Annotated in this window: 17 protein-coding genes; 9 read left to right on the forward strand and 8 right to left on the reverse strand. The window is 68.6% G+C overall.

Going from position 1 to position 23,711, the window contains the following annotated elements; translation table 11 throughout:
• Positions 1-189: 189 nt before the first annotated feature.
• The 5 genes from AOK17_RS18565 to AOK17_RS18585 form a co-directional block, all read right to left on the reverse strand.
• A complete protein-coding gene (locus AOK17_RS18565) occupies positions 190-1,947 on the reverse strand; it encodes an amylo-alpha-1,6-glucosidase (RefSeq protein WP_055613616.1) in 1,758 nt (585 codons plus the stop codon).
• A 121-nt stretch (positions 1,948-2,068) separates the two neighbouring features.
• Positions 2,069-2,830, reverse strand: a complete 762-nt coding sequence (locus AOK17_RS18570; protein WP_373466922.1) for a carbohydrate ABC transporter permease — start codon at positions 2,828-2,830, stop codon at positions 2,069-2,071.
• An 80-nt stretch (positions 2,831-2,910) separates the two neighbouring features.
• Entirely contained in the window at positions 2,911-3,897 is a 987-nt protein-coding gene (locus AOK17_RS18575) for a carbohydrate ABC transporter permease (RefSeq protein ID WP_055613618.1), read from the reverse strand.
• A gap of 19 nt (positions 3,898-3,916) precedes the next feature.
• Entirely contained in the window at positions 3,917-5,161 is a 1,245-nt protein-coding gene (locus AOK17_RS18580) for a sugar ABC transporter substrate-binding protein (protein ID WP_055613619.1), read from the reverse strand.
• A gap of 167 nt (positions 5,162-5,328) precedes the next feature.
• Positions 5,329-6,381 (reverse strand): LacI family DNA-binding transcriptional regulator, encoded by a 1,053-nt coding sequence (locus AOK17_RS18585; protein WP_055613620.1) that lies wholly within the window; start codon positions 6,379-6,381, stop codon positions 5,329-5,331.
• Positions 6,382-7,085: 704 nt separating this feature from the next.
• On the opposite strand from AOK17_RS18585, the gene AOK17_RS18590 reads away from it, so the two are divergent.
• Complete coding sequence (locus AOK17_RS18590; RefSeq protein WP_245697220.1) at positions 7,086-9,746, forward strand: carbohydrate-binding protein; 2,661 nt, start codon at positions 7,086-7,088, stop codon at positions 9,744-9,746.
• Positions 9,747-9,814: 68 nt separating this feature from the next.
• Here AOK17_RS18590 and AOK17_RS18595 read toward each other — a convergent pair whose 3' ends face one another.
• On the reverse strand, positions 9,815-11,950 hold the full coding sequence (locus tag AOK17_RS18595; protein WP_055613621.1) for a glycoside hydrolase family 36 protein: 2,136 nt from the start codon (positions 11,948-11,950) through the stop codon (positions 9,815-9,817).
• Between the two features lie 85 nt (positions 11,951-12,035).
• Here AOK17_RS18595 and AOK17_RS18600 point away from each other — a divergent pair, with 85 nt between their 5' ends.
• From AOK17_RS18600 to AOK17_RS18620, 5 genes are all read left to right on the forward strand, one after another.
• Entirely contained in the window at positions 12,036-13,103 is a 1,068-nt protein-coding gene (locus AOK17_RS18600; protein WP_107102436.1) for a LacI family DNA-binding transcriptional regulator, read from the forward strand.
• A gap of 109 nt (positions 13,104-13,212) precedes the next feature.
• Positions 13,213-14,547 carry an ABC transporter substrate-binding protein gene (locus tag AOK17_RS18605; RefSeq protein ID WP_055613623.1) on the forward strand — a complete coding sequence of 445 codons (1,335 nt, stop codon included), beginning with the start codon at positions 13,213-13,215 and terminating at the stop codon, positions 14,545-14,547.
• A gap of 30 nt (positions 14,548-14,577) precedes the next feature.
• Positions 14,578-15,507: a carbohydrate ABC transporter permease gene (locus tag AOK17_RS18610; RefSeq protein ID WP_055613624.1), complete on the forward strand. Its 930-nt coding sequence runs from the start codon at positions 14,578-14,580 to the stop codon at positions 15,505-15,507.
• Between the two features lie 62 nt (positions 15,508-15,569).
• Entirely contained in the window at positions 15,570-16,394 is an 825-nt protein-coding gene (locus AOK17_RS18615) for a carbohydrate ABC transporter permease (RefSeq protein ID WP_079053116.1), read from the forward strand.
• A 100-nt stretch (positions 16,395-16,494) separates the two neighbouring features.
• Positions 16,495-18,966 (forward strand): CBM35 domain-containing protein, encoded by a 2,472-nt coding sequence (locus AOK17_RS18620; RefSeq protein ID WP_055613626.1) that lies wholly within the window; start codon positions 16,495-16,497, stop codon positions 18,964-18,966.
• A gap of 72 nt (positions 18,967-19,038) precedes the next feature.
• On the opposite strand, the gene AOK17_RS18625 is transcribed toward AOK17_RS18620, so the two are convergent.
• Both AOK17_RS18625 and AOK17_RS18630 read right to left on the reverse strand, forming a co-directional pair.
• Positions 19,039-19,692, reverse strand: a complete 654-nt coding sequence (locus AOK17_RS18625) for a TMEM175 family protein (protein WP_055613627.1) — start codon at positions 19,690-19,692, stop codon at positions 19,039-19,041.
• Between the two features lie 74 nt (positions 19,693-19,766).
• Complete coding sequence (locus tag AOK17_RS18630; RefSeq protein WP_206190785.1) at positions 19,767-20,267, reverse strand: DoxX family protein; 501 nt, start codon at positions 20,265-20,267, stop codon at positions 19,767-19,769.
• Positions 20,268-20,417: 150 nt separating this feature from the next.
• On the opposite strand from AOK17_RS18630, the gene AOK17_RS18635 reads away from it, so the two are divergent.
• The 3 genes from AOK17_RS18635 (at position 20,418) to AOK17_RS18645 (ending at position 23,698) form a co-directional block, all read left to right on the forward strand.
• On the forward strand, positions 20,418-21,647 hold the full coding sequence (locus AOK17_RS18635) for a sensor histidine kinase (protein ID WP_055613629.1): 1,230 nt from the start codon (positions 20,418-20,420) through the stop codon (positions 21,645-21,647).
• Complete coding sequence (locus AOK17_RS18640; protein ID WP_055613630.1) at positions 21,644-22,309, forward strand: response regulator; 666 nt, start codon at positions 21,644-21,646, stop codon at positions 22,307-22,309. The genes AOK17_RS18635 and AOK17_RS18640 overlap by 4 nt, the downstream gene beginning before the upstream one ends.
• 168 nt (positions 22,310-22,477) lie before the next feature.
• The gene (locus tag AOK17_RS18645) at positions 22,478-23,698 is read left to right on the forward strand and encodes a cytochrome P450 (protein WP_055613631.1); all 1,221 of its coding nucleotides are present in this window, start codon (positions 22,478-22,480) and stop codon (positions 23,696-23,698) included.
• Positions 23,699-23,711 lie beyond the last annotated feature (13 nt).

The raw sequence follows: 23,711 nt of genomic DNA on the forward strand, positions 1-23,711 counted from the left end.
GCTCTCCGGCTGCTCGTCCTCCGGGTTACCGGACGAGGACGAGCAGCCGGAGAGCAACAGCCCGGCACTCAGGAGCACGACAACGGCTTGGCGCGGTACGTTCATGCATCTAAGACGCTGCGGATACGTGTTCCGTTCGATCCCGCCGTCGCACTTCCTGCCGTACGAAAGCCATCGCCCACAGCGTCTTCAGCCGCCGACTGCCCCGGCGGTCTCGGCGCGGCGGAGTTCGTGGGCCTCGGCGAGGAGGAGGTAGCTGCTGGCGGTCCAGGTGTAGGCGCGGTCGCGCAGGCCCGTGCCGGTCAGGGCGTCGAAGTTCTCCGCGAAGCCGTAGGTCTCGCACAGGGCGCGGAATCGGGTGCTGATCTCGTCCGCCAGGCCCTGGTGTCCGGCGCGGCGCAGTCCGTCCTCGATGAGTACCGTCACGGGGGCCCAGATCGGGCCGCGCCAGTAACCGTCGGAACGGTAGTGGGGTGAGGCGGGCAGTTCGGTGGCCAGACCGTACGGAGTCAGGTGGGCCTCGATACGGGTGGCCAGCACGCTGCTGACGCTTTCGGGCAGGTGCTCGCCCAGCACGATGGGCATCAGGTCGAGCAGGCTGGAGCTGGTCCAGGTGTCGTCGCTGTGGGCTCCGCGGGCGATGAACCGCTCGCCGGTCCAGAGCTGGTCGAACATCGCGGCCTGTGTCGCGTCAGCCTTACGCGTCCAACGGCGGGCGTCGTCCGGTCGGTCCAGTTCGGCGGCCAGATCGGCCAGTTCACGCAGTTGGAGGATGAGGAAGGCGGCCAGATCGGCGGTGACGATCAGGCGCTCGGGGTCGAAGGTGGTGGCGTTGTCCCAGCCGCTGTCGTTGCCGTGCTGGTAGTGGGGCAGAGCGGCACCGGGTGCGCGCCGTGCGGTGAGCCAGAAGTCCGTCCAGCGCGCCAGCCTGTCGTACGTGTGGGCCAGTTCGGTCCGGCCGAGAGGTTCAGGAAGCCGTCGGCGCAGGTGGCCCAGGGTCCAGCCGTGGATGGGAGGTTTGACGAAGTTGTAGAGGACCTCGGAGTGAGTGACGGAGTCGGGCAGGGCGCCGCTGTCGTCCTGGTGGTCGAAGGGCAGCGAGAACTGGTCCCAGGCGAGACCGGGCGAACCGGGGGCCAGGGCAAGGGCGTTGAAGCAGTGGTCCCAGCTCCAGACCTTGTCCATCCAGTGCTTGGACATGAGCACGGCGGGCCGGGTGACCAGGCCCGCCGGCCGCACGGTCGCGGACCACACCACGTAGGCGGCCAGTTCGGCGGCCGGGGTACCGGACGAGCGCCACGGGGCGACCGTGTCGGCGAACTCGGCGAACGAGCGCTGTGCGGCCTCCGTGACCTCGCCGAACGTCGACGACGACTTGTAGGGCCGTCGCGCACTGTCGAGTTCCTCGACCGCGATCTCCCACGGTCCGTCGGCGTCGCCGGTGACCGTGAGGCCGCGGTCACCGGTGCCCAGTGCCTGAGCGCCGGACACGTCGGCAACCGTGCCGGACAGTACGGTGATCCGGTAGCGGCGCCCGGTCTCGTACGAAGTGAACGCATGCGTGCCGTCCACCGGGTCGCGGTAGAAGTAGGTCCCGCTGAAAGGGGTCAGGTTCTTCGCCGCCGCGGTGACGCGCAGGCTCAGTCCTTCGCCGCGCAGGCGGACGGTGTCCGGCGTTTCGTAGGTGAGGTCGACGCGCCCGTCCGAGCCCGTCCAGCTGAGCCGGCTCGGTGTCGCCTCGACGGCGGTCTCCGCCCGCTCACCCGTCACCGCCTCCAGGGGGACGAAACACAGGACGGCGTGCATGCCGTTCTGGTGCGAGACGAGGTGGAGGTTCTCGGCGCGTACCTTCTCCGCGAGCACGGGAGAGATACCGAACCAGGATCCGTGCGCGCTGAACGGTATGTCGTGGACGGAGAAGGCCGGGCCGGACGGGGCGGCGGTCATGAGAGCGGTACTCGTTTCTCGAGCAGAGGTGGACAGCGGCTGCCGGGACGGGGTGACGGCGGTCGCGCACCGGTCCGGGGACTGTGTGAGGGGCGGAACGGTCACCTGGTGTCACCCGGTGTCAGTCCTTGACGGCTCCGGCGGTCACGCCGGCGGCGACGTAACGCTGGGCGAGGACGAGGATGACCGCGGCCGGCAGTGAGGCCACTACGGCGGTGGCCATGATGGCGTTCCACTCCTGGTTGTTGTTGCCGATGTACTGGTAGATGCCGAGGGTGATCGGCTGGTGTGCGCCGCCGCTCGCGAGGGTGCTGGCGAAGATGAAATCGGACCAGGACCAGAGGAACGCGAACAGTGACACCGTGACGACGGCGTTGCGGCTCATCGGCATGACGATGGACCAGAAGGTCCGCACGGCTCCGGCCCCGTCCGTCTTCGCGGCCTGGAGCAGTTCACCTGGAATGCCGGACATGAACGCGGTGAAGATGAGTACGGCGAAGGGGACGGCCAGCGTGGAGTCGGCGACGATCAGGCCGGGCACGGACTGGAGAAGGCCGAGGCTGAGGTAGATGGCGTAGAAGCCCATCGCCATGATGATTCCGGGGATCATCTGGGCGGCCAGGAGGACGAAGCTGAGCAGGCCGCCGCCGCGCGGGCGGAGTTTGGCCAGTGCGTACCCGGCGGGGGCTGCCAGTGCCACGGTCAGCACGACGGTGCCCAGACCGATGACGAGGCTGGTGCCGAGGTAGGGCAACTGCTGGTCGACGACTGCCCGGTAGCCCTCCAGAGTGGCGTCGGTCGGGAACAGGCCGGGCGGGCTCTTGCGCATGTCCTGGTCGCGGGTGAAGGACACGTTCAGCATCCAGTAGACCGGGAAGAGCATGATCGCGGTCAGTACGAGGCCGATGGCTGTCTTCCACCACGTACGGCTGTGTCGGTTGTGTCGGGTCACGACAACCCCTGTCATGACAGTCCCTGCTTTCGCTGGACGCGCATGTAGACCAGGCCGAATACCAGAGCGGCGACGACGAGCAGGTTCCCCACGGCGGCACCTGGACCGAAGGCGGGAAGCAGGTTGCCGAAGCCGAGTTGGTAGGACCAGGTGGCGAAGGTGGTGGACGAGTCCGCCGGGCCGCCCTTGGTCATGATCCAGATGATGTCGAAGACCTTGAGTGTGTAGACCAGGCCCAGCAGCAGGGTGATGGCGGAGACCGGGCGCAGCAACGGGAAGGTGATGCGCCAGAACCGCTGCCAGGCGTTCGCGCCGTCCAGGGCCGCCGCCTCGTACAGGCCGGCCGGGATGGACTGCAGGCCGCTGTGGAGGACCACCAGGTTGAACGGGACGCCGATCCAGATGTTCGCGAGGATCACCGAGGTCAGTGACCAGTCCGGTGAGGTCAGCCAGTTCACCGGGCCGATTCCGACGGCGTGCAGGGCGGCGTTGACGATGCCGGAGTCGCTGTTGAGCATCCACGACCAGGTGGAGGCCGACACGATCAGCGGCAGCAGCCAGGGCACCAGGAACAGCGCGCGCAGGGTCGCGGACAGCCGGAAGTGCTGGGTGAAGAAGACCGCGAGTGCCAGGCCGATGGCGTACTGGAAGACCAGTGACACGACCGTGAACACCACGGTGTGCAGCAGTGCGGGGGCGAAGGTCGGGTCGTCGAAGACGGTCAGGTAGTTCCGCAGACCGGTGAACGGTGCGTCGCCCTGGACGAAGGAGCGGACGGTGTAGTTGCGCAGGCTCAGATCGATGTTGCGGTAGAGCGGATAGGCGTAGAAGAGGGCGAGGTAGAGGGTGACCGGGGCGAGGAATCCCCAGGCTGCCCATTGCTGAGAGCTGGGTCGGCGCCGGGCCGTGGTGCGTGCCGGGGACGGGGCGGCGGCGGTCGCCGCCCCGGTCCGGTCGCGCAGGGGCCGGCGGTCCGGCAGCTGTGTGGTGTGCTTCATCGGCGGGCCCGTGTTCCGGTCACTTGACGGCGGACTGAGCGGCCGTCAGCGCGTCCTTGGGCGACTTGGACCCGCTCAGTGCTGACTGGACGGCCTTCCACAGCTGCTCCGAGATCTTCGGGTACTTGGTGCCGAGGTCGTCGCTGGTGCGTCCTTTGGCCGCCTTGACCGCGTCGACCCAGGGCTTCAGCTTGGCGTCGGCCGCCACCTGCTTGTCCTGGACCTCGCCGGTGGGTGCGACATAGGACAGCGTGGTGTCGGTGTCCAGGAGGTTCTGGCCGCTGGCCAGGCAGGACACGAGCTTCTGCGAGGTGGTGTAGCGGTCGGTCGCGCCCTGCACCGGGATGGTGACGAACTCGCCGCCCGTCGGGGCAGCGGCGTTGCCGCCCTCGGCGCCCGGGATCGGGATCACCCCGTAGTCGAAGCCGGCCTTCTCGGCGTTGGCGAGCTGCCAGGTGCCGTTCTCGGCGAACGCGTAGTCGCCGCTCGCGAACTCCTGCCAGCTGGTGGTCTGAGTGTTGTTGATGACCGAGTTGGGGGCGTAGCCCTTCTTCAGCCAGTCGTTCCACAGCGAGAGCGCCGACACGGCCTCGGTCGAGTCCAGCTCGGTCAGTTGCGCGCCCGAGCCCCACAGCCACGGCAGGAACTGGAAGCTGCCCTCCTCGGTCCCGATCGCGGAGAAGGTGATGCCCTTCTCCCCCGCCTTGTCGACCTTCTCCAGGGCCGCGGTCAGCGTCTTCCAGTCCTTGACGGAGGCGATGTCCACTCCGGCCTTCTTCAGCACGGCCTTGTTGTAGTAGAGGGCCAGGGTGTTCGCGCCGATCGGTGTGCCGTACGTCTTCCCGCCGGCCTGGCCCGCGGCGAGCAGGTTGGGGTCCACGGCCGAGGTGTCCAGCTTGTTGTCCTCGGTCGTCGTGAGCACCCCTGCCTCGGCGAGGGTCGACACGACCGGGTTGTCGACGATGAGGACGTCCGCGGAATTGTCCTGCTGTGCCGCCAGCAGTGCCTTGTTGGTCAGGTCACTGGTGTCGAAGGCCGTCCGCTTGACCTTCACGCCGGCCTTGGTGCCGCAGTCGTCGAGCAGCTTCGCCCACGCCGAGCCCTTGTCGAACTGCGGGTACGGGTCCCAGATGGTGTACGTGCCGCTGTCCGCGGCCTTCGAGGAGCCACCGCCTTCGCCCGAGGAGCACGCGGTGGCGCCGGCGGTGACGGCGATGACGGTCAGGGCTGCGACGGTGAGACGCCGTCCGGCAGATCTGTTCATGGCGTGTTCCTCATGGTTTTTGGCACAGGTGTGCCCTGGCATCGGCACACGTGCGTGCCCTGGGAAGGGTCATCGAGAGCTGCTGGGCTCGCCGAGATCGAGCGGTGAGCTTTACGGGCCTCCGGTAAAGGGATCGGAGACGGGAAGGGGTACCGGTGGTGCGGCGATCAGCCGTTAGCGGCGCCGAGGTCCGGAGCCGGGTCGGTGGGCGTGGTGCCGGCCGGCGCGGTGCTCGCCCGCAACGAGATCGGCGGCGTGAGCAGGTGATGCCGGGCCGGCGTGTCGGGGTGGTCGAGCCGCTCGACGAGCAGTTCGACGGCGAGGCGGCCCATCTGTTCCGCGGGAACGTCCGCCGCGGTGAGCTGCGGGGTCACCGTCTCCGCCCACCTGCTGGCCACGACCCCGGTGACGGAGAAGTCCCGCGGTACATGGCGGCCGGCCTGGGCCAGCCCTCGGTAGAGGCCGCCGAGCGCTGCCTCGTTCAGCGTGACCAGGGCCGTCGTGGCGGGATCATCGTGCAGGATCCGCTCCAGACAAGCCAGGCCCGCGGCGGCGTCGTCCCCGCAGCAGTACGTCCGTACTGTCAGCCCGCGCTCCGCAGCGGCCTTGGTGAACCCGTCGAGCCCCCGGTGGGCGGACTCGTACCCGGCCCGCAGGAGTTGGTCGGGCCGGTTGACGAAGGCGATCCTGCGGTGGCCCAGGTCCGCGAGGTGGTGCACACAGGCCGCCGCGAGTGCCGTGTGGTCCAGGCCCACCCACCAGCTGCCCTCCGGGTGGGCGGTGCGGCCGATGGCGACGGAGGGAAAATCCACCGCGGCGAGGTGGTCGAGCCGGTCGTCCGCCAGCCGGATCTCCATCAGGATCGCGCCGTCGACCCGGCGTTCGCCCAGCAGCCGCTGGAACGAGCGGTCGCTGTCCGCACCGCTGGGAGAGAGCAGCACGTCGTAGTCGTAGGCCGCGGCAGCCTCGGTGACGCTGCCGATGAAGTCCAGCTGCATGCCGGTGTAGTGGTTCCCGGCCGGCGGGAAGACCAGACCGATGGTGTTGGTCCGGCCGTTGGCCAGGGCACGCGCACTCGCGTTGGGCTGGTAGCCCAGTTCGTCGATGACCCGCTGGATCTTCTGGCGGGTGTCCTCGGACACGGGGCGCTTCCCGCTCAGTGCGTAGGACACGGTGCTCCGCGAGACACCGGCCCGCTTGGCGATCTCACCGATGTTCACGGGACTCCTTGCTGGACTCTTGCCGAGATCGGACGAACCGGTTCGATGATTGCAGTCGATGAGATCGGACGGGTACCAGCCGTCGAACCGGTTCGCGTGAAGTGAAGCTAGGAGTAACCCGGACGAGTGTCAACGCCTCGCACCGAATTTCTCGCAACGGCCCGGAAACCTGGGCGCGCGAAGGCATGGCTCTTGGCCTGACCGGCTGCACAGCCGCTCATCAGCAGGCCAGGGGTCGGATCCGACGGTCAGGGAAATCCTTGACTCGTCAGGGTGGCCGCCCGTGCGCGGCCCCGAGAGAGACAGAAGAGATACATGTCGGGGCTATTGCTGGCCGGTTTCCTCGGTGCTAGCTTCCCCGAACCGGTTCGATGAAGTTCGAGGATCCATGACCGCAATCGAGGCGTCACCCATGCCTTGGGGCGTCGCCGGACCCTGTCCCCCCTGTGCATCCTCCGGCCGGGTGCGTCGCTGATTCGGCACGCCCGCCGCAACGGCACCACGACCTGAGCACCCACGCGACTGGAACGACCCCTGTCTCGCAGCGCGGAATCGAACCGGTTCGACCTTGTGAGCCGCTCCCCGACGACGGAACGGGTCCGGACCGCTGCGCGGCCCGGCCCTCCACGTACGAAACGCGTCGGACCCAGTGTCCGAGAAGCCACGGAACCCACGGAGACCCAGTGCGACCAGGAAAGAGAACGATGGGCGCCGCCGCGGTGGCGGCCGTCCTCACCACCATGCTCGCCGTACCGTCCGCCGGCACGGCCCAGGCGGCGGAACCGGAACGGCTCGTCATCGATCTCGCCACCGACACCGGTGCCTTCCACGGCGGTGCCAGCGGCTCGCTGTACGGGATCTACGGTGACGGAGCGCCGAGCCGCAACCTCATCGAGGGCATGCACCTGCGCACGGTGTCCACCAAGGCGCAGGACGGCCCGCAACATCCCGGCGCCGACGCTCTGGAGATCCTGCCGCCGTTCGTGGACTCCGGCGGCAAGGACGTCTACATCTACATGACCGACATCTACCGGGGCTTCCCCTACGAGTGGCCGGGCGCGGACGGCCCCGCGAAGCTCGCCGACTTCCAGGGAAAGATCAAGAAGCAGGTCCGGCAGGTCCTGACCATGGGCGACTACAAGGACCACGTCGTCTACGTCCCCTTCAACGAACCCGAAGGGAACATGTTCGGCACCGGCAACTGGAGCTACAACAAGACCTCCTGGCTCAACGACCCGAAGGACTTCTTCGCGGCCTGGAAGGAGACCTACCACCTCATCAAGGGCCTGGACCCGAACGCGCGGATCGCGGGCCCCAACACCTCCCTCCTGTTCGACCAGGTCAAGGGCTTCCTGCAGTACGCCAAGGCCAACAACGTCGTCCCGGACGTGATGACCTGGCACGAGTTGTCCAGCCCCGCCGCGGTCCGCACGAGCGTGGCCAAGTACCGGCAGTGGGAGAAGGAGGTCGGCATCGGCCCGCTGCCCATCAACGTCAACGAGTACGGGCACAACTACCACCTCTCCGTACCCGGCCAGGTCGTCCAGTGGGTCTCCGCCATCGAGGAGTCGAAGATCGATGCCGACCTGGCGTACTGGAACATCGACGGCAACCTCAACGACTCGGCCGTCGACGCCAACAAAGGCAACGGCCAGTGGTGGCTGTTCAACGCCTACGGCCAGATGTCCGGGCACACGTTGAAGGTGACCGCTCCGCATCCGAACCAGCAGTACACGCTGCAAGGCGTGGCCACCCTCGACGAGGAGAAGAAGCAGTCCCGGGCCATCTTCGGCGGCAAGAGCGGCGACGCGGACATCGTCTTCCAGAACATCGACCCGAAGCTGTTCGGGAAGACGGTGCACGCCACCGTGCAGGAGATCCCGTGGACCGGGCAGGTCGGCGACTCGGCGCAGCCGCTGCGGCTGGCGGACCAAGAGGTCACCGTCGGCATGGACGGCACGGTGACTCTGCCGATGACCGCCATGAACGAGATGTCGGCGTACCAGGTCATCCTCTCCCCCGGCGGGAACAGCGGGGAGCCTGCCGAGCCGTCGGTCAGCTGGCGCAAGACGTACGAGGCGGAGAACGCCACCTACACCGGCAGGGGCTACTCGAAGAACGGCCCTGAGGGCACGCCCTCCGATGTCGGCAAGTTCGCGACGTCCGGCAACTACAACGTCGGTGGCCTGCGCACCGGTTCCGACGGGGTGCTCTCCTTCGACGTGGACGTGCCGCAGAACGGAACGTACGACCTGAGCGTCTTCGCCAACTCCTACAACCTGTTCGACCTGGTGAAGGAGCAGGGCCCCACCAACGTCTTCCTCCGTGTCGACGGCAAGGATCCACAGGAACTGCGGCTGCCGCTCGGCTACAAGTGGGTGGTGTGGGGCCACACCGACACGACGGTGAAGCTCACCGCCGGCAAGCACAAGATCACGCTCGCCGCCCAGGACTCCGACCTCGGCGTCACCAAGGGCGACGCGATCATCGACAAGATGGACCTGGCGCTGCGCGACGAGAACGTGACCCGGCCGGCGATCTACGAGGCCGAGTACGCCACCGTCTCCGGAACCCGGCCCGGCTACAACTACCGCAATGCCTCGGGGCCGGGCGCGGTACCACTGCCCAAGGGCGCTTCCGCCACCTTCTGGGTCCACTCCCCCACCGACGGCGAGGCGGCCGTGTCCCTCGACCACCTCGGCGGGGGCCGGGCGAAGGTGTCCCTCAACGGCGAGAAGCTCGACATCCCCAAGGTGGGGGCGGGCAAGCGTGGCACGGACGTCATGCGGATGTTCCTGTCCGCAGGCATCAACAAGATCACCGTCACCGGTGACTCACGCGAACTGGTCATCGACCGGCTGCGGGTCGCGCCGTCCAGCGGCAACCTGGCGACGAAGGTGTACCAGGCGGAGGCCGGCACACTGACCGGCGCCGCCAAGGCCACCGAGGCGTACACCTTCGCCACGGGCGGGAAGGCCGTCACGGACGTCGGCAACGGAAAGGGCAATGCTCTCACCCTCGACGTCGTCGCCAAGCGGTCCGGACAGCACGCGGTGACCATCCGCTACTCCAACGCCGAACAGGCACCCGCCACCCACTACAACCCCGACCCGATCGCCCGTCACGCCGACCTCTCGGTCAACGGCGGGCCGGCCCACCGGGTGTTGTTCCCGACCACCTTCCACTTCAACAGCTTCCGGGACCTGACCGTCCCGGTCACGTTGAAGAAGGGCACGAACCGGCTGACCTTCACGGCGCAGGAACTCCCCGACTTCGACGGCGACACCTACAACCAGTACGACCAGCGATCCCCGTACGCACCGGTGATCGACCAAGTCGCCGTCACCCAGCTGACGGAGAAGTAGCAGACCGAGCCTCCTCGGAACGTCCAGGTGCCGACCGGAGTCCGGTCGGCACCTGGACGGCCCGTTTTCTATGCGCCCGACGTGAGACGGATCAGCAGGACTGCGGGCGTGCGCGGCAGCGACACCCGCAGTCCGTCTCCGTCCCACACCGCCGTGCCGGCTGTCGGAGAGGACGGGTGCAGGACCTCCGTACGAACCTGCCGACCCGCCAAGTGCCCGACCGACAGACGGAGTTCGGTGTCCCCGCCGCGGCGCCAGACCGAGAGGTACGACGTGCTGTCACCGGGCACCCGCATGCCCAGGGCCAGCCATTCGTCCGTCCAGCCCGGAAGGCCGAGCGGCCAGAACGGCACGGCCTCCGCGAGGTCCCCGCGGATCGACTTGTACACGGCCACCGCGTCCCGTACTAGCCCGAGTTGGCGCTCCGGCATCCGGTTCAGGTGGCCCGACAGGTGGATCCGCCCGAGCAGCGCCCCACCCAGGGTGAAGGTGATCAGGTCGTCGTCGAACTCGGGCTGCGGGTAGGCCCAGACGGCGCCCTGCTCGGGCGGGACCGCTGTCGGCGCGGCGGCGGCGATCGGCGGGAAGCGCAGCGGGTCCTGCTGGTCGCTGGTGGACTGGAGCTGGGTGACGGCCAGCGTCGCCCCGTCCATCCGCATCCCGCCCGAGGCGCAGTTCTCGATCACCAGGCCCGGGTGCCGGTCCAGCACCTCCGACAGCCAGTCCAGGTACGCCTCGGCGTGGCCGAGCAGCCCGGCACCCGGCGCGATGTCCCCGGGGGCGCAGGTCCCCGGGTCGACCACGATGTTGTAGTCCAGTTTGAGGTAGCCCACCCCCCAGTCGCCGACGAGCCGGTCCACCGTCTTGTCCAGGTGCGCACGGGCGGCGGGGTGTCGCAGGTCTAGCTGGTGGCGGCCCTGCTCGGTGATGCGCCGACCGTCGCGCTGGAAGAAGGCGTCGGGCGGCAGCGATTTCGCGACGGAGCTGCGCACGCCCACGACCTCCGGCTCCAGCCACAGCCCGGGCACCATGCCGCGCTCCCGGATCCGGTCGAGGACCACCTGGATTCCGGCGTCGGGGAAGCGGCGCGGCGACGGCAGCCACTCGCCGACGCTGTCCCACCAGCCCTCCGTGCCGTCGTCGTACCAGCCGGAGTCGATGCAGAAGTACTCCGACCCGGCTTCGGCTGCCGCGTCGATCAGCGGCAGCAGCTTCTCCGTCGTCGGGTCACCCATCAGCGTGTTCATGTAGTCGTTGAAGACGACCGGGAGCGTGGTGTGGTCCGGGTGCGGGCGGCGTACGGCACGGCGGTACGAGGTCAGGGCGCCGAAGGCGTCGTCCAGGCCGGAACCGAGGGCCAGGACACCGGGCACGGTGGTGAATTCGGAGCCCGGGGCCAGTCGGACCCGCCACTGGTGCTCCGCGTCCATGGGTCCGTTCAGCGCGAGATACGTACCGTGGTCGCGCTCGCCCAGGTCCCAGCGCCAGCCCGCCGGGGATTCGATCTGCCACAACCAGGCCCGGCCGCCCCCGCGTTCGGTGAGGGCGCCCATCGGCAGGTGCCCGTCGGTGGGCCAACTGCCGCGTCCCGTCAGGGTCAATGCTGCCCGGCTGTCGTGCTGATGGACGTCGACATGGATGTCGGTCACGGTGTCCCGCAGCGACTCGACGTTCCAACGGCACTCCGCCAGCCAGTTGTTGCGGGCGCGGTGGACATCTAGGGCGTCCGGTGAAGGAAGCGCGCCCAGCAGCAGACTGCTGACCGACTGGACGACAAGGGGTTCCTCTCCGTCGTTGCGGAGGCGGACGCGGGAGCGGAGCACGGGCAGTCCGACGGGCGAGGACAACTCGACGAACGCGGTCAACCCGGTCCCGGGGTCGTGGAGTTCGACGGTCAAGTACGTCCAGCCGTCGCGTTCCCGGGCGGTGTGGCCTCGGTACCGCAGGCGCGAACCGAGGGCCGTGCCGGTGAAGCGCGGGCCCGACCAACCGCTTCCGTGACCAAGGGCAGTGAGCTCCACAAGGTGGAGGGGGGCGTCCGAGCCGCACTCGGACACCGGGTCGCCGGGGCGTGCCAGCCGGACCAACCGCAGGACCCCGTCGGCGCCGGCGGCGAACTCCGTCTCCAGCGCCCGGTGGCCCCAAGTGACCTTCTGGCGAGTGTCGTTGGGGGCCGTGCCCGCCGCGTCCGACGTAACGGTCAACGTCTTCCCCTCCCGCTGACCGCCACTGACGGCGGTCTGAGTCTGCCGCGTGAATTCATGATTACGGTCTCTTGACGAGCCTCATGTGACCGGTCACAATCCTGGCATGAATGTGACCGGTCACACAAGGCGCTCGGTGAGTATCAGGGATGTCGCGACCGCGGCCGGGGTCTCGTACCAGACCGTCTCCCGGGTGATCAACGACCATCCCAGCGTCAAGCCGTCCACCCGGGAGCGGGTGCTCGCCGCCATCGACGAACTGGGGTTCAGGCGCAACTCCACGGCGCTCGCCCTCGCCAGCGGACGCAGCCGCGCCGTGACCGTGCTCACCTCCAACACCACGCACTACGGCTACGCCTCGGTCCTCCAGGGCATCGAGGAGGCGGCCCGGGCGGCCTCCTACACCGTGGGGATCGGCGTTCTCGAGTCGGCCGATGAGGCCGACGAGGCAGCCGTTGCCGCCCAAGTCCAGCGGTCGGCGGACGCCGGCGGCGGTCTGATCGTGATCGCATACGACCCGGCCGGTGTACGAGCCCTCGGCGCGGTGCCCGCCGATCTGCCGGTCGTCGGCGTGGTGGAGACCCCCGCGAGCCCGCCCCGCGACGACCGCCCCTGGGTGTGGGCAGACGACCGCGAGGCCGCCTACAAGGCGACCCGTCATCTGCTCTCCCTCGGCCACAAGACCGTGCACTACGTCGCCATCCCGTCCAGCACCCGGCGCACCAGCGCCCGTACCAGCGGCTGGCAGCAGGCGCTCAAGGAGGCCGGAGCGCCGCAACCCCGCCCGCTGCAAGGGAGTTGGGGCCCGGCGGGCGGCCACGCGGCGGGCCTGAAACTCGCGGGGAACCCGGACGTCACCGCGATTCTGTGCGGCAACGACGACCTCGCGCTCGGAGTCATCCGCGCCCTACACGAGACGGGCCGGGCGATCCCCGGCGACGTCAGCGTGGCCGGGTTCGACGACGCCCCGCACTCCGCCTATCTGACCCCGTCGCTGACGACCGTACGGCTGGACTTCACCGGGCTCGGGCGGTCCGCGTTCGCCCTGCTGCACGGCGTGCTGGAGGAGTCCGCGCCGATCGCCCCGCACCCCGTCTCCGTACCGGAACTGGTCGTGCGGGAGAGCTCGGGGCCACCGCCCGGACGCGAGTGAACCCTCTCCCGCTCCCCTTGCTTCGCTCCACCCGAACCGCCCGCTCGCACCTCCTCAGTTGGACCGCTTTCCGATCCGCCGACCTGAGCCCGTTCGCGAAAGGCACACCATGAAGAGAAGAGCCCTGCCCGCGCTGGCTTTCATATGCGCCGCCGCTCTGTCCGCCACCGCGTGCAGCGACCCCACCGCCGGCGACTCCGGTTCCTCCTCCGACTCGGGCGGCAAGCAGACGAAGGTCGACCCGACCGCGCGCCTGGACGGCGTGAAGCTGACCATGTGGACCGCGCAGAACACCGTCAACGCACCGAAGCAGGTCATCGACGCCTTCGAGAAGGCCACCGGCGCCAAGGTCGAGGCACAGGCCATCCCCGACCCGTACGAGCAGAACGTGCCGACCAAGCTCGCCTCCGGCGACAAGCCGGATCTGATGTTCTGGCAGCCGTCCATCTCCACGCTGCCCTTCGTCCAGCCGAAGCAGAACCTCCTCGCTCTCGACGGGGAGGAGTGGGAGTCCAGGCTCGGTGACACCGAGAAGTCGCTCGGCATGATCGACGGCAAGCGGTACGCGGCGATCGTCACCAGCCCCTCCATGCTCGGCGTCTACTACAACAAGGACGTCTTCAAGAAGGCCGGGCTCACCGAGAAGAACTTCCCCAAGTCGTACGACGAGTTGCTGGCACTCGGCAGCACGATCACGGACAAGACCGACGCGGCCGGCTTCTACGAGGCGGGCGGCGACAAGTGGCCGCTGCAGTGGCAGACGCAGGTCCAGCTCACCGACCTCGACAAGCAGTGGTGGGCCGACCTCAACCAGAACAAGGAGAAGTGGACCGACCCGGTCGTCGTCAACGCCATCAAGAAGTACAAGGAGAAGCTGCTCGACGCCGGGCTCGCCCAGAAGAACTACAAGACCGGCACCTTCACCGGGCAGGCCGACTCCCTCTGGAAGGGCGAGTCCGGCATGGTCCTCAACGTCACCTCGTTCCAGAGCCAGTTGCAGGCCAAGTACTCCACGGCCGAGATCGACAAGAAGATCGGCTGGTTCCCGATCGCCAACTCCTCCGCGACCGGGATGTACTCCCCCGACCAGACCAACGGCGTGGTCGCCTTCAAGACCGGTGACGAGAAGCGGCAGAACGCCGCCCGCCAGTTCATGGCCTTCTGGCTCGGGCCGGACTACCCCGACTACATCAAGGCGATGAAGATCCCCTCCGTGCAGCCGTCCGTGCCGACCCCCGACGGCCTTCCCCAGGCATCGAAGGACCAGGTCGCCGCGCTGCCCACGGCCATCGGTGTCTTCCAGGCCAAGGCGATCGTCGCGCCGGACACCCACCTGTACCTCGCCGACATGCTCTACGGGAAGAAGAGCCCGCAGCAGGTCGCGCAGGCGATCCAGGACCAGTTCGCGCAGGTGGCCAAGGCCCAGGGCGCGACCGGCTTCTAGACCGACCGACCCGACGGGCAGGGATTTCCGATGGCGGACACGGCCATACGCACGCGCACGCAGAAACCGGCGCCCGCCAAGGGCCGGGCAAGAAGGGTGGGACGGCTGCCCCGCGCCGCCGTCCACCACCCCTGGTGGTTCGCGCTCCCCGCGATCGCCGTCTTCGCGGCCTTCTTCCTGGTGCCGAACCTGCTCAACTTCTACTACCCGTTCACCAATTGGTCCTCGTACCACCCGGACATCGCCTTCACCGGCCTCGACAACTTCAAGACCATCGCCGACGACGGCTCATTGCTGCGGGCGATCCGTACGACCCTGGTGTACGCCCTGCTTGCGGCGGTCTTCCAGAACGGCTTCGGGCTGGTGCTGGCGCTGCTGCTGGAGGCGGACTCCCGGTTCAACCGGTTCTTCCGAGCCGTCTTCTTCCTGCCGGTACTCATCTCCGCGCTCGCCACCGGCTACGTCTTCCAGGCCCTGCTGAACCAGGACGGCGCCGTCAACGGACTCCTCGGCACCAACATCCCCTGGCTCGGCTCTACGACCTGGACACTGGTCCTGGTCACCGTCATCCACGGCTGGAAGTGGATGGGCCTGTCCATGCTCATCTATCTGGCCGGCCTCAAGGGCATCCCCGGCGAGATGCTGGAGGCTGCGAAGTGCGACGGCGCCGGGCCGTGGCGGACCTTCTGGTCGGTGCGCTGGCCGATGCTGGCGCCCGCCCTCACCTTCAACGTCACCACGGCGCTGATCGGTTCGATGAACACCTTCGACATCGTGCAGGCCACGACGGGCGGCGGGCCCGCGGCCTCCACCGAGGTCTTCAACATCTACATGTTCCGCATCTTCGGACAGGGCCTGTACGCCCAGGCCTCCGCGATGAGCCTCGTGCTCTTCCTGGTCGTGGTCGCCGTCGCGATCCCCCTCGTCATCGGACTGCGCCGAAGGGAGCAACTGCTGTGAGCACCACCGCGAATACGTCATCCGCCGCGCTTCCCACAGCCGCTGTGCGTCGCGCGTCCGGCGTGCACCCCGCCTGGCGTTACGGCCGTCCGGCGCTCGTCCTGCTGATCGCCGGGCTGGCCGTGGGCGTACCGCTGTGGCTGGTCGCCGTCACCTCCGCCAAGCCGCAGGCCGAAGCGATCACGCCCAACCTGGACCTGCCGCAGCAGTGGCGGCCTGGCAGCAACTACGAGGACGCCGTCAGCCAGGGCGAGATGCTGCGAGGCTTCCTCAACTCCCTGCTGGTCGTGGTGCCTTCGGTCGCCCTCGTACTGATCCTCGGGGCGGGCGCCGCCTGGGTCTTCGCCCGCCGCAAGTCGAAGCTGGTCTCGGCGGCGTACGCCCTCTGCATCAGCGGACTGCTGCTGCCGCCCGCCGTCATCACCATCGTCATGGAGCTGCGGCAGCTGGGCCTCGCAGGCACCCGGCCCGGAATGATCGCCGTCTACACCGGGATGTACCTCTCCACGTCGATCTTCTTCATGACCGGCTTCATCCGGGCCATCCCGGTGGAGCTGGAGGAGGCCGCGCGGATGGACGGCGCGACGCCGCTGCGGATCTTCCGGCAGATCATCCTGCCGCTGCTCAGGCCGGTCATCGCCACCGCGACGATCATGGTGATGCTCTACGCCTGGAGCGACATCTTCTACGCCTTCTTCGTCCTCGGCGGCGGAGAGAAGGCGACCCTGCCGCTCAACCTCTACAAGGTCGCCAGCGCCCAGCTCTACCTCAACAACTGGCACCTCGTCTTCGCGTACGTCGTGGTGATGAGCCTGCCCATGGTCGCCATCTTCCTGGTGGCCCAGCGAAAGATCGTGTCCGGAATCACCAGTGGAGCCGTCAAATGACTGGAGGTCCAACAGCGTGAGCACCCCCACCCGTCCGAGATCCCGCACCGGGTCCCGTACCAGAACCGCCCTTGTCACAGCCGTACTTGGAGTCACCGCCATGGCAGGCACCCTCCCCGCGGCGGGGACCGCGACCGCCGCAGCCGACCCGCAGCGCGTCAGCGTGGACCTCGCCGCCTCCGAAGGCCCGGTGATGCACGGCGCCAACGGCACCCTGTACGGGCTCAGCGACGACGGCGTGCCCAGCGACGCCGCGCTGGCACCCTTGAAGATCACCAGCGTCTCGCAGAAGCCCGAGGGCGGCGCCCAGCACCCCAACGGCGACGCGCTCACCGTCTCCAAGTCGTTCTTCCGCAACGGCGGCGGCGAGATCCTGGTGATGATGCAGGACATCTACTCCAAGTGGCCGTACGAGGACCTCGGTATCGACGACTACCTCCCCAAGGTCGACAAGATCGTGACTGAGGTGTCGGCCGACCCGAACAGCGACCGTTTCGTCTACATCCCCTTCAACGAGCCCGACCAGATCTGGTACAACCTCGGCACCTCCAACCAGGCGCAGTACGAGATCAACCGCGACCGGTTCTTCAAGGACTGGAAGACGGTGTACCAGCGGATCCGCGCGATCGACCCCGACGCGAGGATCGCCGGCCCGAACGAATCCGGCTATCACACGCGCCTGTTGACCGACTTCCTCGCCTTCGCCAAGCGGGAGAACGTCCTTCCCCAGATCATGACCTGGCACGAGCTGGACTCCAGCTCGCTGCGCAACTTCCAGGGGAACTACGACAGTTACCGCGCGATCGAGAAGAACCTCGGCATCGCGCCGCTGAAAATCAACATCGACGAGTACGCCAACCGCCGCGACCTGTCCGTGCCGGGACAACTCGCGCAGTGGGTCTCGATGTTCGAGCGGAACAAGGTGTACGCCAACCAGGCCTACTGGGACGCGGCCGGCAACCTCGACGGCAACGTGGTGCGTTCCAACATCCCCAACGGCGGCTGGTGGTTCTTCCGTTGGTACGCCGGGCTGACCGGCAACACCGTCAAGGTGACCCCGCCGCAGGCCAACACCATCGACACCCTTCAGGGTCTGGCCTCGTACGACAAGAAGCGGCGCCAGGCGCAGGTCCTGCTCGGCGGCTCGGCCGGTGACTCCGACGTCGTCGTCCAGAACGTCTCCCGGTCCGTCTTCGGCCGCACGGTGACCGCGACCGTCGCCGAGTCCGCCTGGTCCGGCTACGAGGGTCAGCACGCGGCGCCGCGTGTCCTCACCCGTACGAAGGTCAAGGTGGCGGCCGACGGTTCGGTGACGGTCCCGCTGCGCGGCATGCACAAGATGTCCGCCTACCGGATCGCCCTCACCCCCGGCGGCTCGGGCACCCCGTCCACCGCCTCCGTCCCCTGGTCCGCTTCGTACGAGGCCGAGGACGCGGCCATCACCGACGGCAAGGTCTACACCCAGGGCACGGTCAGTAACGCCAACGGCTACGCGGCCTCCGGAACGAAGGACGTCGGCTCGCTCAACACCGCTTCCAGCAAAGTCGAGTTCAGGGTGGACGTGCCTGCGGCCGGGACCTACGACCTGGCGATCCTCTACGGCAACCAGTCCGGGGCACCCGCCACGCAGAAGCTCTCGATCGACGGCCAGGACCCGGTCACGGTGTCCTATCCCTCCACCGAGAACTGGACCTACCGCGCCAAGAAGGACGTCAGCGTCGAGCTGTCGGCCGGCCAACATGTGCTGACGCTGGCCAAGGGCGACGCCGAGGTCACCCTCGACCGCATCGACCTGACCGCCCGTACCGCCGCCGCGCCTTCCGCGTCGTACGAGGCCACGCTGGCCGACATCAGCGGGAAGCCGTCCTACGACTACTCCTCGTCGGCCGGGGTCGGCACGGGCGCCCTGGTCCTGCGCTCCGGTGACAAGGCGGTCTTCGACGCCTACGCACCGCGCGACGGCTACTACACGGTGGTGTCACGCGCCTCCGAGGCGGTGAAGTTGGAGCTGCACGGTGAGAAGGTGACGGCGGCACCTGGCCGGGCCCTGCGGCTGTACCTCGTGGCGGGCAACAACCGCATCGTGATGACCGCCAAGGGCGCCTCGGTCCGCTCCCTCGACGTCTCGGGGGCCGGCTCGACGTCAGGCACCCTCTCCTACGAGGGCGCCTCGGCCACCCTCGCGGGCGGCGCCAAGCTCGTCGACTCCGCCCACGCCTCCGCCGGCTCCTACATCGGCTGGCTCGGCAACAGCGCCTCCAGCACCGCCGAGTTCACGGTGGACGCGCCCAAGTCCGGCCGCTACATGCTCGTCATCGACTACGCGCACAACGACCGGCGCGACAACGGCCACTCCTACAACACCGACATCATGTCCCGTACGGCAGACATCACGGTGGGGACTGGAGCCCCCAAGAAGGTCACCTTCAAGAACACCTGGAGCTGGGACGACTACTGGACGGTGGGCGTCCCCGTCGACCTGAAGAAGGGCTCCAACAAGGTCACGTTCGGGAACGCGAGCGCCTGGGCTCCCAACGTCGACCGGATCGAACTGGGCCGAGTCGTCGGCTAATCGACCGACCCGACCCTGACGCCACACGCCTTGCACTAGGCGTCGGGGAGGCCGGGGCCGACACCGAGCAAGTCAGGCTGTCGGCCCCCGCCATGGCGGGACTCGGCGGGCGTGGTGGCCGAGGAAGTAGTGGGCGGGGATGAGCGCGAGCCAGAACCACATGGCTGCTTCCGTGTTCGCGAAGGCCAGGGGAATGGAGAGACCGAAGATCAGAACGCTGGAGCCGAGTTGGGCGGTGAAGCGGCGGCGGGCCACGGCTGCGGACGACGCGGGCGAGGGGTGCACTTGGTGTTGGGTGAGCAGCAGCAGGGTCGCGTGCACGGCGTGGATCGTGGCCATGGCGCCCGCGTAGAGGGCGACGGTCTCGGGCTGTGAGGCGTACTCGGCCAGGAGTGTGGTGGGGAAGGGCATCAGGGCGACCAGGCCGAGGCCGAGGAGGGTCAGGCGGGTGACTATGGCCGTCTCGGTGGGCAGTGCGGTGAGGATGCGGCGGTGGTCGAGCCAGAACCCGGCGATGAGGGTGAAGCTGAGGGCGAAGGCGCCGAGGTTGGGAAGCGCATCCCTCAGAGCCGTGTGGAACGCGGCGTCGTCCAGGTGCGCGGGGATCGCCACGCTGATGACGAGCAGTGTCATCGCGATGGCGTAGATGCCGTCGGACAGAACGATCAGGCGTGATACGCCCGGGTCGCTCTCGTGTGGGTGCGCTTCTGCCGCTGGCTCCGTCATGTGGACGACAGTAGGGCGTTATGCCCTGCCCGGTACGGATCGGCCGCGTTCGTCGGGCTACCAATGCCAGGAGCTCAGCTTCCGGTTGGTGAGCGAAGCGCCCGGAGCTGCCGGATCAGCGAGAGTGTGTGGTCACGGCGGAACCACGCGATGATCGCGGCGCAGATCAGCCAGATGAGCGGGGCGAGCAGGCTGCCGTCAACGATGAACGCCTCGGTGATGAGGGCACCGCCCATGACGCCGAAGAGCCCGAGTGCTGCGACGCCGGACAGGCGTGGGATGAGCAGGCCGATACCGCCGGCGATTTCCAGGATGCCGGTCACATGGCGCAGCCATTGACCGACGCCGATGTCCGCGAAGAGCTCCACGCTCTGCTCGCTGCCCAGCACCTTGCCGAGCCCGAAGTTGAAGGCGAAGAGTCCTCCGAGAGCGATCTGGAGGATCCAGAGCGAGATGCTGCCGACGCGGGCGCGCACATCGGAGTGGGTGGTTGCCATTGATCGGTTCACGGGACGCTCCTGATGGGTGGGTTCATCGACCTCGATCACGACTCGACGATCCCGCGGCGCGGTCATGCTCCGCGTCCTCCAGTCATGGACAACGCGGGGTTCCGCGGCTGCGGCAGGAGCTGTCGGCGCTCCGTACCACGGCCGTGGTATCGCGCCTGGTCAGCTACCGCCGCCGCACGACGCGATCGGCGCCGCCGATCCCGTACCGTCCTGGTCATGGCGGATCCGGGTATGGCTCACCAGCGCATCGTGGCTCTCGCCGCACGGCATCCGCAGCTCGTGGACATGATCATCGGCGTGCTTCTCGCGCTGGTCTATCTGCTTTCCGTCTGGGACGGCAAGGCCGAGAGTCGGCACCCGGGTCGCGATCTGCAGATATGGGACGGTGTGGCGGCGGTCGCCATGGTCGGGCTCATCGCGGTGCGACGGCGTTGGCCGCGCGTGGTGCTGGCCCTCACAGTGGTGGCTGCGGCCGTCACCATCGTGGTGGGCGAGGCGCGGGCGGCGCAGACTGTGGCCGCTGCGATCGCCGGGTACACCGTGGCGACCGCGTATCCGCGCCGGACGGCATGGCTGTTCGGCGGCTCGGCGGCGGTCCTGCTCTACGGCGCGAGTCTGCTGTGGCCGGGCCGGGAGTGGCCGGGCGCCGCGTGGTGGGAGCGCGGCGATGTCGGCCTCCTCGCCGGTGTCGGCATGGCCGTCGCGGTGGGCGACGCGATCCGGACCCGGCGGGCGTACATGGTGGCCGTGGAGGAACGTGCACGCCGGGCCGAGGAGTCCCGTGAGGAGGAGGCGCACCGGCGGGTGATGGAGGAACGACTGCGCATCGCACGGGAGTTGCACGATGTCGTGGCCCACAATCTCGCCCTGATCAGTGTGCAGGCCGGTGTGGCAAAGCATCTGATGCAGAGCAAACCCGAACAGGCCGCCGCCGCGCTGGGCCACGTTCGGGACGCCGCCGGCACGGCCGTCGAGGAGCTCGGCACGGTCCTCTCCGTACTGCGGCAGGAGAGCGACCCCGACGAGTCGTCCACCGGACCCGCGCCCGGGCTGTCCCACGTGCCGGTCCTGCTCGAAGCCATGGCCGCGGCAGGGCTACGGGTACGGAACCGCCAGGAGGGACAGGCGCGCATGCTGCCGGCGGCGGCCGACCTGGCCGCGTACCGCATCATCCAGGAATCCCTGACCAATGCTCACAAACACGCCACGGGCGCCGCCGTGGAGCTGCACGTCGCGTACACGGGTGACGGCCTGACCATCGAGGTCACCAACCCCCGCACCGCGCAGGGCGACGTCCTGCGCCGTGGGACCGGGCACGGACTGATCGGCATGCACGAACGCGCCGCGTCTCTCGGCGGCACCCTGCATGCCGGACCGACCGTCGGCGACAATTTCACCGTGCATGCCTTTCTGCCCGCGGCGGACCAGTCAGGAGCGGCCCAGTGACCACTCGAATAGTGCTGGCCGACGACCAGGCCCTCATCCGGGCGGGTTTCCACGCCCTCATCGAGTCCGCGGACGATCTGGAGGTGGTCGGCGAGGCGGTCAACGGCCGCGAGGCCGTGGACCGGGTCCGGGAGCTGGCGCCGGACGTCGTCCTGATGGACATCCGGATGCCCGAGATGAACGGCATAGAGGCGACCCGCGAGATCGTGGCGGCGAACAGCGCGTCGAAGGTGCTCGTCCTGACGACGTTCGACCTCGACGAGTACGTGTACCAGGCGCTGCGCGCCGGAGCGTCCGGCTTCCTCCTGAAGGACGCCTCCGCCCGGCAGCTCGCCGACGGGGTGCGCGTGGTCGCGGCCGGCGAGGCCCTGCTGGCGCCCTCGGTGACGAAGCGGCTGATCACGGAGTTCTCGAAGCTGGCCGAGGAGCCCCGCCTGTCGCCCACCGCCCAGGCGGCCTACGGAGACCTCACCGAGCGCGAGACCGAGGTCCTGGTCCTCATAGCCCAGGGCCTGTCCAACGCCGAGATAGCCACCCGCCTCGTAGTGGCCGAGTCCACCATCAAGACCCACGTGAGCCGCATCCTGGTCAAGCTGGGCCTGCGGGACCGCACCCAGGCGGCGGTGTTCGCCTACGAGGCACGACTGGTGACACCGGGCTGACGGAAGCGCCCTTCTTTTAGGGGCACGGGGCGGTGACATTCGCGGCTCCGCCGAGAGTGGGGGAGCGCTCAGCCGCGACAGACCCGCACGGTCCGACCGGCCCGTGGACAACCCCACGAAGAGGGACGCCCCTGGTCAGACAGGGACACCTCCGGCTAGCGTCCGGACATGGCAGCTACCAAGACCCCGCCGACTTTCGACCCCTGGGACCAGGCCTTCCTGGCCAACCCGTACCCCGCGTACGCGGACCTCCGTGCCCAGGGCCGGGTCCACTACTACGAGCCCACCAACCAGTGGCTGGTCCCGCACCACGCGGACGTGTCGGCACTGCTCAGGGACCGGCGCCTGGGCCGGACGTACCAGCACCGGTTCACGCACGAGGACTTCGGGCGTACGGCACCGCCGGCCGAGCACGAGCCGTTCCATGTGCTGAACGACCACGGGATGCTCGACCTGGAGCCCCCGGACCACACGCGGATCCGGCGGCTGGTGTCGAAGGCGTTCACCCCGCGGACGGTCGAGCGGCTGCGGCCGTACGTGGACGGGCTGGCGTCCGAGCTGGTGGGCGAGCTGGTCGCGGCCGGCGGCGGTGACCTGCTGACGGTCGTCGCCGAACCCCTCCCGGTGGCGGTCATCGCGGAGATGCTGGGGATCCCGGAGTCCGAGCGGGCGCAGCTGCGGCCCTGGTCGGCGGACATCTGCGGGATGTACGAGCTGAGCCCGTCGGAGGAGACGGCGGCGAAGGCGGTGCGGGCGTCGGTCGAGTTCACCGAGTTCCTGCGGGAGCTGATCGCGGTCCGGCGCAAGGAGCCGGGGGACGACCTGGTCTCGGGTCTGATCGCGGCGTACGACGAGGGGGACCGGCTCAGTGAGCAGGAGATGATCTCGACGTGCGTGCTCCTGCTGAACGCGGGCCACGAGGCGACGGTGAACGCCACGGTGAACGGGTGGTGGGCGCTGTTCCGGAACCCCGGTCAGCTGGCGGCGCTCCGGGCGGACCGGGGGCTGGTGGGTACGGCGGTGGAGGAGCTGATGCGGTACGACACGCCGTTGCAGCTGTTCGAGCGGTGGGTGCTCGACGAGATCGAGGTGGACGGGACGGTGATTCCCCGGGGGAGCGAGGTGGCGTTGCTGTTCGGCTCCGCCAACCATGATCCGGCGGTGTTCGCCGAGCCGGAGTCGCTCGACCTGTCCCGGCCGGAGAATCCCCACATCTCGTTCAGCGCGGGGATCCACTACTGCATCGGGGCGCCGCTCGCCCGGATCGAACTGGCCGCGTCCATGGGGGCGTTGCTGGACCAGGCTCCTTCGCTCAGGCTCGCTGCCGAGCCCGAGCGGAAGCCGAACTTTGTGATTCGGGGGTTGGAGGGGTTGCTCGTCGAGGTGTGACGGGGGCGGTAGG

Source organism: Streptomyces phaeochromogenes (genome assembly GCF_001418655.1).
Taxonomy (GTDB): Bacteria; Actinomycetota; Actinomycetes; order Streptomycetales; family Streptomycetaceae; genus Streptomyces; species Streptomyces phaeochromogenes.